Below are 14812 nucleotides of genomic sequence, written 5' to 3'. Positions count from 1 at the left end.
AGGGAGATGAGCGACGGGATACATCTGACAATTATCGGGATTACACATGGAAAAAGAAATAGAAGTCATGAAAAGAATATATTCAGTTTTGTTTTTTATACCAGCCCTTCTCTTCTGTTTATCGTGCAACGACCAGCTCGATAAAGAGAACCTTTTCGATGGTACCGACCGAATAGTTTGTGCAGAGGTATCCCGTCTTTCTTCCGACAATTCCGTCGACGACAATGGAGAAGAGACGATAGAAAGCATCCGCGCATACCTGTTCGACGAAGGAGTACTGGTCAAGAAGTATACCGACATCAAACACTCGGGAAACAGGTATGAATTCCCGCTCGAAGCCCTGAGGGGCAACCTCTATATCGTAGCGAATGACTCCCGTCTGCCCGACTTCGGTTCGCCCGAACCGGGCTACTCGGAAGAGGAGTGGAAAGCGACCGTCATACACTCGACCAACGGCCAGGCCGAAATGGTCTATACCGGGGTGGTCTCTCTGGCCGACTACACGGCTGCCGACCGGCTAATCCCGGTATCGCTGAAACGGGTAGCTGCCCGGTTCGATTTACGCATGGCCGTGGCCGGGACTGCCGAGGTAAAGAGCATCACCTTCAAGCGGGTACAGAAAGCGGCCTATCTCTTCCAACAGTCAACGGTTGCCACTCCCGAGGGCAGCTCGGCGGTCGACATCCCGCTTGTTCCGGAAGAGCCCTACACCGCCAGCAAAAACGGAATCCTCTACCTGTACGAGCAGGACAATGCCGATTTGAAAGTAGCGTTGAATGCCTCGATAGATGGTAAAGAGTATTCGCTGGAGACGAATTTGCCTGAGAAAATATCGCGCAATACCGTCTACTCCATAACCCTCCGCAAAGATGTAATCGATGCCGAGGTGCAACTAACCGTAGAGGAGTGGAAAGAGGGCGGCGACACGACTCTGAAACCGGGCATAGACGACCGGCTGGTCATAGACTCGGCCCTGACCGAATTGCCCGGGAATGTAACCGTCGCCAACGAGGGAAGCATGCTCATCTTGCCGCATCTGGCTACCGATTTTATCGTGGCCATCCAGAGCGACAGCGAATTGGAAGTCTTCCCCGTAACCGACCCCTCGCTGACCGTGGAACCGGTCTCGCCCGAAGAACTGAAGAACAAGACGACCCGCTCTCTGGCCGGAATCAACCTGTTCAGAATCCGCAAGAAACTCTACTCCCCCAACATGAAAACCGTCGATACCCAAGTCTATTTCCACCGGAAAGGATTGACCCACTCCTATCCCGAGGACAATATCCACATACGAATGACGGGAAATCCTACCACCAGCCAAGGGGCACTGGAGTTCGGGATAGACACCTATACCCACGACTTCAACCGCTATATCGATAACGAATTCGCCATCTTTACCCTCCCCGCCGAGAAAGAGATGCTCGTAGAATTTGCCGATGGAGAAGACCGTTGGATAAGAATCGACAGCGAGAGCGGCAGCAACACCTGGCGGGTATTGGGTGGCTGGCGCCCCAACGACCCCACGGCCAACGGGCGACAACAGTCGGCCACGCTCGTCATACGGAATAAAGCCGACCAATCGGACAGAGAAGAGTATACCGTCATCCGACGCAATTATGGCCTGCCCGTCACCTTTCTGCATGGCGTATGGTGGTGCAAGTACAACGCCATCAAAAACTCAAAGGCCTTTGACGACCAGATACTCTCCTCGGCCGACCCGGCGGTGCAAGCCAACAAAACCCTCTTCCAGTATCTCACCGACTGTACGCCGGACGAATACTACAAACTTTGGGGGTGGGCCTATCAGGGCAATAGCGGACAAGGCATGCAGGTAATCGAAAAAGACAGTGTCATCGTTCTCGAGAGATTCACAAGAGACGAAAAGGTACACATCAACAAACTGCCGCCCACGACTCTCTCGCCCGACGGATACGAGCTCCCCTCCATGGAGGAGTTCAACCGGTTGTTCGATGCCACCGACTATGTCTGGATGATGTACAACGGGACCCACACCCTCAGAAATCCGTGGAACGGACATTCAAAAGTAAAGCGTCAACAACTGCGTAAAAACGGAATACAGGTAGGCTCCATGACCATTTCGAATCTCATCTACATTGCCCTGTCGAGCCCCGACTTCCCGGAGCATGAACCGCTCGTCTGGTATGGACCGGCGGCACAATGGAACGACACCGGTATCCTGCACTCCGGCCACTACAACAATATACTCTTCGGAGTCTACTCTCCCACCGGCGAAGGATGGTATATGAACGGAGGCATGGGCAACCTCTACATGATCAAAAACGGAGCCAGCAGCTACGACACCCGCATCCTCCGGTTCAAGAAGTCGGACGTCGAATATATCTACTGACATTATGCCATCAGCATATATACCCGAAGGGATAAACGAGATAACCAGGCTCGTTTATCCCTTCTCTCTGTTATCATACGGTAGAGAATGATGACGGGACGGGGAAACCCCTATTCCCCGATGCAGGAGCGGATGGCACTCATCGCTTTTTGATAACGATTCGCTATTTCGCCAACTTTAGCCTAATCTACAAAGTCAACGAAAATCAGCAGAAGAACTCTTAAAAAGCAGGAGATTCAAATTATGATGTTATATAATATCAGTAGAAAAGAAGTGAAATAGCATTTTGTTTACTCCTTTTGCGTATTTTTACACCATCGCTATTACGGTTAGATTTATATAATATACTTTTAGCATTAGGTATTTACAAAAACATAAGATGATGGATAAAAATTATACCGTTGGAGACTTGATATATGACGCGGCTCTTTATGATGGATTAAACACGTCCCTTAATGATCTGAATTTTTACAAAAAGTGGTTACCCAAAGATAAAGAAGCAAGCATTCTTGAACTTTGTTGTGGTACAGGTCGCCTAACAATACCTATTGCAAAAGAAGGCTATAATATAACAGGTGTTGATTATACCGCTTCTATGCTTAATCAAGCAATTACAAAAGCAAATAAAGAACAACTGTCAATAGATTTTGTACAAAAAGATATAAGAACATTAAATTTGGAAAAGAAGTTCGATTTCATTTTCATACCTTTCAATTCCATTCATCATTTGTACAAAAACGAAGATTTGTTTAAGGTTTTAAAAATGGTAAAAAAACATCTCCAAAGAAACGGTGTCTTTCTATTAGATTGTTTCAATCCTAATATCCGATACATTGTTCATGGAGAAAATAAGAAAGAAACAACGGCAGAATATACCATTGATGACGGGCGGAAAATCATAATAAAACAAACAATGAATTATGAAAACGCAACTCAAATCAATCGTATAAAATGGCATTATTATATAGATGGTGTATTTCATTCAATCCAAAACTTAGATATGCGGATGTTCTTCCCTCAAGAACTGGATTTTTATTTAGAGAGTTCCGGATTTAATATCGTCCATAAGTTCGGAAGTTTTGAAGAAGATGATTTCTGTAACGATTCAGAAAAACAGATATATGTTTTGTCTTTAAAGAATTAGTCCAACAAAACAACCCTTCTTAATTCCATCCCCAGACATTCATTTTTGGATATAAAAAAGGGTGCAAACCTTGCAAACGCTTGATTTACACCCTTTATTGCGGAGAGAGAGGATTTTGAACCTACCCTCCAATATCCTTGAAATTCAATTTATTATCATTATGTCAAAGCCTTAGGGGGTACAACTTAGGTTACAAGAATAACACTTTTCTGTCACCTTTTGGCTGTTCGTTGTCTGCCTAAAACTACGGTTCAAAGATACTGCTTTATTTTGAAATACACAAATCGTTGAAAATAAATCTTCTGGGGTTAGTGCAAGGTGCAAGCTATATATAGATATATACTTGCACCTTGCACTAAAAACTACCCTGTAATAAACAAGATACTACTAAAATAAGTACATTTGTAAAATGATTCAAGAGGAACTCAAATTTTACAAGCCATGTAAGTTGCTGCAACCTTATATAAGATATTATTGGGTATTCAAAAGCAATCAACCGCTGAATACCCTTACTTTTCCTATTGGTTGTCCTCAAATCATTTTCCATAAACAAACACCGCTTTATATCCCGGAACTGGGAATCTCTCAATCAAAATTTACCGTTAGCGGTCAGGTAAATTATCATTCACATTTATATGCGAATGGTAACGTAGAAATGATAGTTGTTGTATTTCAGCCATACACCCTAAAAGCCTTCTTGAATTTGCCCATATCCTTATTGCACAATCAAGAGGTTTCCGGTTATGACCTTGAAAACAAGCATTTGAAACGACTGGCTACACAAACCTTTGACTGCGAAAATACAAATTTATGTATTAGCGCAATAGAACAATGGCTGTTATCCCAAATAGCAGGTGCATTGACCTTAAAAACAGAATACAACATCAAAAGAATAACTGCTGCTATAAAACAACTGTTCGCAATTCCGGCAACTTCTGTCGCAGAATTGGCTTCCATTACCTGTTTAAGTAAAAAACAGTTTGAACGCCTGTTTAATGAACTGGTAGGTGCGAATCCCAAAGAATACGCAAGGATAGTTCGCTTCCAAAAATCATTGAACCTGTTGCAGCATTGCTCGGAAGATACAAATTTGGCTCAGTTGGCATATCAATGCGGTTACGCTGACCAGTCGCATTTTATCCGGGAGTTCAAACAATTCAGCGGCTATACGCCATTGTCTCTGTTAAATGTATGCAAACCTTATTCCGATTTGTTCAGTAACCCTACATAATGTCCCTTTTATTCTATCCATAGTCTAATAGCCAACTTACCTTTGTGCTTATTTAACTTAAAAATGAACGATAGAATGAAAGAAGTAAATCCAAAAGAAACGACCCGTGCTTACGCATTTGAAATGTGGATGAATGCACCTATGCCCATGCTCACCTTTTTCAAGACGGTAGATGTAACCCGCCTTGTCCGCATCAGCAAACGGACGGGGTTAAAGTTTAATATGCTGATGTGCTGGTGTGTTGGAAAAGCGGCAAGTAACATCAAAGAGTTCTATATGCTACCTGTTGGCAGGAAGTTAATGCAATACGACAACATTGCCGTCTGTACCATTGTAGCCAATCGGGAGGGTGAAGTCAGTTCCTGCGATGTCCCTTTCTCCAACAATCTCCAACAATTCAATACCAATTACCTGAGACTGACGAAACAAGTTGCCGAAAGTTGCCGGAATCATGACCTAACAGATAGCATGGTCATCGGCACGTCTGCCCTTGCACAATATGAGATAGATGGAGCGGTTGGCATGTATAGCGGTGTGTTCAACAATCCGTTTCTGATTTGGGCTAAATACAAAAAGAGTTTGTGGAAATGTACATTAACTGTTTCCTTTCAGTTTCACCACACACAGATGGATGGCGCACATGCTTCCCGTTTTTTGGAAAATCTACAAAAAGAAATTGGAAAATTGGAGGTATAATCAAGAACAAATGCTATCTTTGCGGAACTAACAGAAAAAAATAGAATTGTTCAACCCGTATGAAATGGCAAGTGTGCATATAGCTGCGCTTAACGGATAGCATTTTAATCAAGCTATTCAGCAACGGACAGGCTTATAAAAGGTTTGTCCTTTCTTGTTTTGCCATTATTCCAAATTCATAATCATGCAATGTGTCATGCCGCCTTGTGCAGCAGGACTTGTCGCATCATATCAAGTTGAACAATGAACTATACATATAAGAATATCTGGCTCATCAACTTTCCTGTAATGATGAGCATCCTTATCGAACAACTTATCAATATCACCGATGCCATTTTCTTAGGGCATGTAGGAGAAATAGAATTGGGCGCATCCGCCCTTGCCGGGATTTGGTATCTGGCTATCTATATGCTCGGCTTCGGTTTCAGTTTGGGATTACAGGTCGTTGTCGCACGGCGTAACGGCGAGCAGCATTATTCCGAAACAGGAAAGACGTTCTTTCAAGGATTGTTTTTCCTGTCGGGACTTGCTGTCTTTTTGTGTCTGCTCTCCAAACTGTTTTCTCCGATTATTCTTAGTAGGCTGATTACTTCTGCGGAAGTCTATCATGCCGTGATTGATTATTTGGACGGACGAATTTGGGGGTTGCTGTTTTCCTTTCCGTTCCTTGCCTTGCGCTCGTTCTTGGTCGGAATTACCCGTACAAAAGCCTTGAACGTAGCAGCTCTGATAGCCGTATTGGTGAACATTCCGGGCAACTGGCTGCTCATATTCCATTGGAACATGGGGATAGCGGGTGCAGCCATCGCATCATCTTTTGCCGAAGCGTGTTCATTGGCGGTGCTGGTAATCCATGTATTGCGGAAAATGGATAAACGGCTTTATGGTTTGTCTTGGAGCTTCGACAAAGCTGTACTGTTTCATGTCTGCCATGTGTCCGTTTGGAGCATGTTCCATTCGTTCATCAGCGTAGCCCCTTGGTTTCTGTTCTTCGTGGCGATAGAACATTTGGGAGAACTACAACTGGCAGTGGCAAACATTCTCCGAAGCATTTCCACTCTGTTCTTTGTCATCGTCAATTCATTTGCCGCTACAACAAGCTCGTTGGTAAGCAATTTGATTGGAGCGGACGAAAGAAGGCAAGTGTTTCCGCTATGCAGCAGGGTAATCCGATTAGGCTATGCCATCGGCTTACCGCTGATTGCGCTTGCATTGGTCTTCCATCAGTCTGTTGTCAGCGTCTATACGGACAATCCAGCTATCGTGCAAACCGCATGGTTGCCGTTTGTAGTTATGTTGCTGAACTATGTCTTTGCTTTGCCCGGCTATGTCTATATGAATACCGTTACGGGAACGGGGGCGACACGGACGGCTTTCATCTTTCAGGCGACGACCATTGTTGCCTATCTGCTCTATCTGTGGGGATTGAGCCATTGGAATGTACCTCTTGCCGTTTATTGGACGGTGGAGTACCTGTTCGTGATTGGACTTGGGGTGCAGTCTGTCATTTATCTGAAATATAAACACTATTAAAAACTGAATGTCATGATGAAAAAGATATATCCACGCACGAGCGACACGCAGACCGTGTACCTGAATGCAGTAGTGAAAGACCCGTCTATCGAAGTGGGCGACTATACTATCTATAATGATTTCGTGTCCGACCCGTTACTTTTCGAGCGGAACAATGTACTTTACCATTACCCTATCAACCACGAACGGCTGATAATCGGCAAGTTCTGTTCCATTGCCTGCGGTGCGAAATTCCTATTCAACAGTGCCAATCATACCTTGAAATCTTTATCTACTTACACCTTCCCACTCTTTTATGAGGATTGGGATTTGGAGAAATCAGATGTGGTAACGGCTTGGGACAACAAAGGCGACATCGTGATAGGCAATGATGTATGGATAGGTTACGAAGCGGTGATAATGGCGGGCGTTCACATCGGGAACGGGGCGATTATAGCCGCCCGTGCCGTTGTTACGAAAGACGTGCCACCTTATACGATAGTCGGCGGTGTTCCCGCCCGACCGATAAGGAAGCGTTTCGATGAAGAAGTGATACGAAAACTCGAAACGCTGAAATGGTGGAATTGGTCTGCCGAGAAGATACGGCGATGCCTACCTTATATCGGGAAAGGTGATATAAACGGGTTGTTGCAAATGGCTGATAGTATGTAACATGAAAAGATTTGCGGAGGAAATACTGGCTAAGATTGACGCAGAAATCCGATTAAGGGATTGTGGTGTCAATTCTACAATGGATAATGCCTTGCATATGGTAAGGTTCATTGCACCTATGTACGAACAACTAAGAGAAATGACTATTAACTATTTATTTCCGAGTGTAGAAGATGAAATATGTTTTTTCAAAGAATTGAAGCCGGAAATTCTTAGCAAGTATATCTATTTCAGCAAAGTGTACCATATCGAGTTGAAGTGTCCAGATGGTAGCAATGACTGCATCCGGGAATATCTGAGTGCAGAATTGGATAAGCTGACGTATTTCTTCCGCAACAATATAGAGTTTTACCAGTATGTCCGTTCCCAATCAACGCATTTGGATAATTTTTATTTTACCCGAAAACCAATAGGAACTTCAATAATGCCAAGTTTTGAAAGTTTCCAATATGATGCAGACCCATTATTTTCAACCGGATATGACTATAAAACCGCAAAAATACTTTGCAACAAGTATTTGAAAGTTTATTTAGAAAACAGGATGGTTAAATTAAACAATGCTGAATACAAAACTGAAAGAAGTTCTAAATTTAACTCTGTGTGTTTTACCGGAAAGAAAAATACCTTGATAGAATTGGGTTATGCGCTTGTTTCTTCCGGTGATATAAATCATGGCAACATAGAAATAAAGGAATTTATGGAATACCTTAGTTTCGTGTTCAACATTGATTTGGGCGATTATTATGATGCATATATTGCTATGAAAGAGCGAAAAAACAGAACTTCTTATTTGAGCAAGCTGATTGAGAATCTGACAAAGAGAATGAATGAAGATGATGCAAAATAAATAAGTGCTTTTTAATCAGCAAAGTAAAATACCGTGTTCATACCGACACGGTATTTTTTATTTTTACTGAAACAGTCTCAAAAAGGACCTTTTTTATTCTCAACACATAATAAAACTATCTGAAAACTATCTGAAAAATATCCGAAAACCACCGAAAAATATTTTTACCATGACGGCATGAACCATGACTTTTAATCATTTTCATATCCCGAACTTTGCATCAAAATCAATTAGTTAGCAATATGGATGTGATTACGATTGAATCAAAAGCCTATAAGGAGATAGTGGCTAAGATAGATGTGATAGCCAATTATGTGTTTTCACAGGAGGACACGAAAAACGAGGATGAAATCTGGGTGGACAGTTACGAAGTATGCACATTCCTGAAAATCAGCGACCGTACACTGCAACGCCTGCGAGCAGCAGGACTAGTTTCCTATTCCGATATAAAAGGGCATTATTTCTACAAAATCAAGGAAATAAAACGTCTGCTGGAAGAACGCCTGATCAAACGGGACAAGGAATATATAAACGACCTGATAACCAACCATCATCAATATGTTAAAGAAAGAAGAAATACTAAGCCTAACAAATAACGGCTTATCCGTTTTCAAGCATTATTTACCGGGTGAATGGCGGATAGGCAGGCATTTCCTTAATCCCTTATACGAAGATAGAAAAGCATCCTGCAACATCTACTTCGACCGCCATAGCGGTATGTACAAGATGAAAGACTTCGGTAACGACAATTACAGCGGTGACTGCTTTTTCCTCGTGGGGCAACTGAAAGGGCTGGACTGTAACCGGGCTTTGGACTTCATCGAGATACTGGAAACCATCGACCGGGACTTGGGGCTGGGCTTATCTTCCGGGACACCCGTTCCTATATCCCAGACTACCGACAAACGTATTGCGGCAAACACACCTGTTGAACCGCCCGAAAAGCCTGTCAAGCCTTACCAGTTCAGGGAACAGAAATTTTCCACCGCAGAAATGGAATACTGGCGGCAGTACGGCATCACTCCCGAAGTGCTGGAGCATTACAAGGTCTGCTCACTCCGGGAATACAGCAGTGAAACGGCAGAGGGAAAGCCATACACCTACATTTCATCGGCGGCAGAACCGATGTACGGCTACAAGGGCAAACAGTACATTAAGCTGTACCGTCCCTTTTCCACACCCCGTTTCCTATATGGCGGCAGCTTCGGGGAAAACTACTGTTTCGGATTGGAGCAACTGCCCGCCAAAGGTGACACATTGTTTATCACGGGTGGCGAGAAGGACGTACTTTCACTGGCGGCACATGGCTTTCATGCCATCTGCTTCAACAGTGAAACGGTAATGATACCGTCCACGCTGGTTTATCGGCTGACGTTCCGTTTCAAGCACATTGTCCTGCTTTTCGACATGGACAAGACAGGCAGGGAGAGTTCAAGCAGGCAGGAAAGACTGCTGGGGGAATTTGGCGTGAAACGCCTTTCTCTACCGCTTCCGGGCACGAAAGAGGAAAAGGACATATCGGATTATTTCAGGGCGGGTAACACCAGTGAAGATTTCCTGAAACTGTTTATCAGATTTTTAGACGACCTATATAGCGACACACTGATTATGCTTAAATCATGCGAGATAGACTTCAACAACCCGCCCGTCAAAGCACAGGTCATCATATCGGCGGGCGATGTTCCACTGGGAACACAAGGCAACCTGTTCGGCATCACCGGGGGCGAGGGAACGGGCAAGAGCAACTATGTAGCCGCAATCGTGGCAGGCTGTATCAGCCCTCCCTATACGGAAACAGACACGCTGGGCATACGGATAACCGCTAACGACAGGCACAAGGCGGTCTTGTTCTATGATACCGAACAGTCGGAAGTACAGCTTTTCAAGAACGTAAGCAACCTGCTGGCACGTGCGGGGCAAAAGGAAAAGCCGGAAGAACTGAAAGCGTTCTGCCTTACGGGAATGTCCCGAAAGGAACGGTTGAACGCCATAATACAAAGCATGGATAAGTTCTACTACCAGTATGGCGGCATCCAGTTGGTTGTCATTGACGGCATCGCCGACCTCGTAAAGAGTGCCAACGATGAAGCGGAAAGCGTGGCGGTGATAGATGAACTGTATCGGTTGGCGGGTATCTACAACACCTGCATACTTTGCGTGCTTCATTTTGTCCCGAACGGATTAAAGCTGCGTGGACATCTGGGAAGCGAACTACAAAGGAAGGCAGCTACCATCCTGTCAATCGAGAAAGACGATGAACCCACGCAATCGGTAGTGAAAGCCCTGAAAGTAAGGGACGGAAGCCCGCTGGACGTGCCGCTGATGCTTTTCGCATGGGACAAGAAAGCTGGGATGCACACGTACCGGGGCGAAAAGCCACGTGAAGAAAAAGAGAAGCGCAAGGAAAGGGAGCTGGTGGGTGTAGCCCGTGATATTTTCGGGCGGCAGACACACATCACCTACATAGACCTTTGCGAACAGTTGCAACAGGTACTGGACATCAAGGAGCGGACAGCCAAGAACTATATCCGTTTCATGCGGGAGAAAGAAATCATCCTGAAAGACCCGGCAAACCAGAGTTATTTTATGATAGGTCTCATTTAATTTCAATCGGGGGTAGCTTATGTATATAGACAATGACAACTTCGTGGCATGGATGGAGCGTATCATGGACAGGCTCGACATGCAGGATAAAAAGATAGACCGTCTGATGAACAGCCACAACTGCCTGAACGGTGAAAAGCTGCTCGACAATCAGGACTTGTGCTTTATGCTCAAAGTGAGCGTCAAGACCTTGCAGCGTTACCGGAAGAAAGGCATATTGCCCTATCTTCTTCTGGACGGAAAATATTACTATCGGGCAAGCGACATACACAGGCTTATTCGTGAGCGCACGGATTAGACCGTGTTTTTTGTCATCATTCAATTAGTCGTGTCCTGCCCTGTTGTGATAACACGGCAGGATTTTTTATTATATGCCATGATTTCTCAATGATTTTCACTACTTTTGCAAAAGTAGTATAAGAGAATAACGGCGATTGAGCAGCTTTGACTGTGATTTCGTCTTTATATATAATATTGAAAATTAGCGTTCCGCTGAACGTCCTGATACGAAAACTGGCAAATTTTCAAATTGAGGGGATATTCAGTGCAGGATACGTTATGCAATCGCATAGCGTGGTCTTGCCTGTTTCCTCAAAGGTATTGCCAGTACCACGTATCGAAGCAGTGTAAGAACCACGCTTCTTTTTTGGGTACTGGCGGACAGTTGAATACGAATATCAAACTGTTAAATACCTGATAGTATGAAACAAATAAAAGCGCATATTGCCGTATCTCTTGACGGATTTATTGCAACCCCAGACCATGAATTGGACTGGATACCACAGTCTGTAAAATCACAGATTGGAAAAGAAATTGCAACTGCTGATACACTTTTGATAGGAACAAATACTTACACCTACATTTTCGAACATTGGGGAGGATGGCCATATAAAGGAAAGCGTTCTTTTGTTGTGTCCAGCAATGATATTAATGTTACACCAAATTGTGGTGTGGATTTTCTGACAAATAAACCGCTAAATCAGGTATATAAATTAAAACAAGAAAATGATTTATTAGTTGTAGGCAGTAGTAAATTACTCACGTCTTTGATAAAAACTAATTTATTAGATTGTTTAACCGTTTATACTGTACCTATTATACTTGGAGAAGGAGTCAGATTTATGTGTGAAACCTTAGATTCCAAATGGAAATTGGATAAATTCTGTATTATGGATGATTTTTTATACTCATCATTTTTAAGGGTTTAATCGATTATCGTATTTTTGTAAAAAAATAGTAAGTTATGAAATTTCCTAATTGGTTTAAGGTTACTTGGTGGATAATACTTATTTTAGGGACAGTCGTTTAATTCCGTCATTATGAGTCAATCGGCAGACTGTCCCGGTAATTTTTCCGATCGAACTCATCTTTTTATATTTTCGGCTCCGTTTCGGAGCCCCTTTTTTCATTTTTGGACCCAACTGGAGCCAATACTCCAGTGAAAGGGCCGTTTCTCACTCACCTCGAACATCAGGCAGCCTGAGCAATTTCGTTGACTTCCCGCCGGACGAGCTGTACTGCATTCGCCGTGTGGATGCCAAAGAAGATGTACAGGATTTCGGTCAACTTCGTCCTTGCCTTGATGCGTTTCAGGCCATAGTGTTCCTTCTGCGTTCCGAACGAGCCTTCCATCCTCGTTGCCCTCACCCTCGCCAGCTCGTTGCGGATGATGTCGTTCTCTTTCTTTTCCAAGGACGGACGGCCACGCTTGACGAATGACGTCTGTATTCCTCTATCCTTGCAGTACCCCCTGTTGGCGCTGCCGGCATAGCCTGCATCTCCTCCGACCTTCTTCGCCTCCACACCGAAGAGCTTTCGGTGCATCTTCAGGCAGTGCGTAAGCCTGGTTCCCTCGTTGAAGGCATTGAATGACAGCTTCTCGATGAATGAGAGTCCGTCAACCTGGATGTTGTTGCACTTCGCACCGAACTCTACGCTCTTCACTTCCTTGCCTCTCACGATTGGCCTCACATACGGCTTGCTGATGCTCACTATCCTGTCCTTGACACTCTCGCGAGGATTGTTGTTCTCGAAGTGGGCCTTCTGCTGGCGGTACACTCTTGTGATGATTTCAATATCGCTCTTCTGTCTGGCTGTCAGCAATTTCTCCGCGCCTGCATTCTCCCTCTCCAGTGTGCGGGTCTCCTTCAGTATCTTCCCCAAAAGGTTGAGCAGGCGTCTGGTCAGTTTCCTGGTCTGGACTTTCGTATGCCTGCGCCGCTTCCTGTACGACAGGTTGGCCTTCTCTACGTCTACGTACTTCGTCCTCGGACGGTGCACATTCAGCTTGGCACTCAGAGTGCACATTATCTCATATGACTTCTCTATTCCTTCCCACAGAAGCTTCGCATCCGTAGGATAGCGCATCTCGCTCTCGTAACAGGTCGCATCCGTATACATCGTGTCCAGGTCCTTCATGTACGGTTTCCAGGCTCTTGCCAGTATCTCCTGCTGCTGTTGGATCTTCAGCCCGCGGGCCAGCTCCGAAAACACGTCGTCCAGAAGTTTGTAGTTCGTCAGAGGATGCATCGGGTCTATTCTCACATCGCAGAAGAGCTGATAGTGGACGTTGCCGTTAAGATGCTCCATCAACTTCGGGCTGCTCAGACCTGTGTACATCTTCAGGAACATCAGCGCAACCTTGCCCTCCGGGGTGAAGTATGTTTTTCGCCCTTTCTTCGCTCTCATGCTCTTGCTTATCAGTCCAAAGTTCTCTGCCATCTCACCAAGCGGCAGCCTCTTCCTGATTTTTCCCAGCTCGCTAGTCTCGAACGTCCGCCTATACAATTCATAAAAATCGAACTCCGTGAAAGGAAGATCGGGTGATATTTCAGAGAAATTTTGTACCTTAGCCATGCAGATTAATTTTTGCGATACCTCCAAATTTGGCTTTTCTAGGGCAATTGGAGGTATTCTTTTTATCTTTAGCTAAGATACAAATTTTATATTACATTGGCAATCAATTCGTTATAAAGTTTTATTCTTTTTACGACAGTCCCTATTTTAGTATCAGGGTATATTTTATATCATAGAATCAATGAAATTATTAATGGAAACTCTAATCAAACTGATACTGTAATCTTTCTTATTTTCATAGCTTTGATGTTAGTCCCTATATTTCCAGAAGTAGATTTATTAGGAATAAAACTAAAACAAAGTTTAGATGATTTGAAAGAATATATAAATGTAAAAGTTGGTGACATTAAGACTGAAATACATTCAAATCACGTTCAGTCTGTATATATACAAAATTATGAAAAGCCTTCTCCAGAAAGTAAATTACGAGATATAGAAGAAAAAATCAAACAAGAAATAACTCCTGAATTAAAACATAATTCAAAAATAAATCTTGATATTCCTGATGCAAATCTTTTATTATTTAAGGTTCGATATAATATAGAAATTGAACTTCGACGTATTTGGGAGAAGTATTACCCCAAATCAAATAAACCTATTCCTTTAATGGAAATTATCAGGACTTTATTAAAAGACAATATATTAAATACTAATATATATAATCCATTAAGAGAAATTTTGGCTATCTGTAATTATGCAATACATGGAGAAAAGGTTAGTGATAATCAAGTCTCTTTCATTAAAGATTATGCGAATGAACTGATTCTATACTTACAGCAGCAATAAAAAATGCGCCCGGTTTCCCTCCGGGCGCAACCACTAAAATTTCAATTATCATAAGCCTTAAAACCCATCACAATGAAATTTCAGCGGTAAAGATAA

General features: G+C 43.6%; 13 protein-coding genes. 12 read left to right on the top strand and 1 reads right to left on the bottom strand.

The window, feature by feature from the left end; genetic code table 11:
- Positions 1-67 precede the first annotated feature (67 nt).
- The 11 genes from ABGT88_RS02275 to ABGT88_RS02225 all read left to right on the top strand — a co-directional run bounded on the left by ABGT88_RS02275 (position 68) and on the right by ABGT88_RS02225 (position 12282).
- Entirely contained in the window at positions 68-2368 is a 2301-nt protein-coding gene (locus ABGT88_RS02275) for a hypothetical protein (protein WP_346700169.1), read from the top strand.
- Positions 2369-2750: 382 nt separating this feature from the next.
- On the top strand, positions 2751-3512 hold the full coding sequence (locus tag ABGT88_RS02270; RefSeq protein WP_346702805.1) for a class I SAM-dependent methyltransferase: 762 nt from the start codon (positions 2751-2753) through the stop codon (positions 3510-3512).
- A 409-nt stretch (positions 3513-3921) separates the two neighbouring features.
- Positions 3922-4743 carry an AraC family transcriptional regulator gene (locus tag ABGT88_RS02265; protein WP_346700167.1) on the top strand — a complete coding sequence of 274 codons (822 nt, stop codon included), beginning with the start codon at positions 3922-3924 and terminating at the stop codon, positions 4741-4743.
- A 75-nt stretch (positions 4744-4818) separates the two neighbouring features.
- A complete protein-coding gene (locus ABGT88_RS02260) occupies positions 4819-5439 on the top strand; it encodes a CatA-like O-acetyltransferase, family 2 (RefSeq protein WP_346700165.1) in 621 nt (206 codons plus the stop codon).
- A gap of 243 nt (positions 5440-5682) precedes the next feature.
- A complete protein-coding gene (locus ABGT88_RS02255; RefSeq protein ID WP_204447254.1) occupies positions 5683-6972 on the top strand; it encodes an MATE family efflux transporter in 1290 nt (429 codons plus the stop codon).
- Positions 6973-6984: 12 nt separating this feature from the next.
- Complete coding sequence (locus ABGT88_RS02250) at positions 6985-7623, top strand: CatB-related O-acetyltransferase (RefSeq protein ID WP_346700163.1); 639 nt, start codon at positions 6985-6987, stop codon at positions 7621-7623.
- 1 nt (position 7624) lies between these two features.
- Positions 7625-8470 (top strand): RteC domain-containing protein, encoded by an 846-nt coding sequence (locus ABGT88_RS02245; RefSeq protein WP_346700161.1) that lies wholly within the window; start codon positions 7625-7627, stop codon positions 8468-8470.
- 242 nt (positions 8471-8712) lie between these two features.
- Positions 8713-9066, top strand: a complete 354-nt coding sequence (locus ABGT88_RS02240) for a helix-turn-helix domain-containing protein (RefSeq protein WP_249053075.1) — start codon at positions 8713-8715, stop codon at positions 9064-9066.
- Positions 9029-11074: a bifunctional DNA primase/helicase gene (locus ABGT88_RS02235; RefSeq protein WP_346700158.1), complete on the top strand. Its 2046-nt coding sequence runs from the start codon at positions 9029-9031 to the stop codon at positions 11072-11074. Before ABGT88_RS02240 ends, ABGT88_RS02235 begins: the two co-directional genes overlap by 38 nt.
- A 19-nt stretch (positions 11075-11093) precedes the next feature.
- Positions 11094-11372, top strand: a complete 279-nt coding sequence (locus tag ABGT88_RS02230) for a helix-turn-helix domain-containing protein (protein ID WP_055095680.1) — start codon at positions 11094-11096, stop codon at positions 11370-11372.
- Positions 11373-11775: 403 nt separating this feature from the next.
- Complete coding sequence (locus ABGT88_RS02225) at positions 11776-12282, top strand: dihydrofolate reductase family protein (RefSeq protein WP_346700156.1); 507 nt, start codon at positions 11776-11778, stop codon at positions 12280-12282.
- Positions 12283-12544: 262 nt separating this feature from the next.
- Here the strand turns inward: ABGT88_RS02225 and ABGT88_RS02220 are convergent, their stop codons facing one another.
- On the bottom strand, positions 12545-13930 hold the full coding sequence (locus tag ABGT88_RS02220; RefSeq protein ID WP_346700154.1) for a transposase: 1386 nt from the start codon (positions 13928-13930) through the stop codon (positions 12545-12547).
- Positions 13931-14176: 246 nt separating this feature from the next.
- Here ABGT88_RS02220 and ABGT88_RS02215 point away from each other — a divergent pair, with 246 nt between their 5' ends.
- Positions 14177-14716, top strand: coding sequence for a hypothetical protein (locus tag ABGT88_RS02215; protein ID WP_346700152.1), 540 nt, complete (start codon positions 14177-14179; stop codon positions 14714-14716).
- The last annotated feature ends 96 nt before the right edge of the window (positions 14717-14812 follow it).

Source organism: Barnesiella sp. An22, assembly GCF_963931395.1.
GTDB lineage: Bacteria > Bacteroidota > Bacteroidia > Bacteroidales > Barnesiellaceae > Barnesiella > Barnesiella merdigallinarum.
The sequence above is the reverse complement of the archived record's forward strand: the minus strand, read 5'-3'. Positions and strand labels throughout refer to the sequence as shown.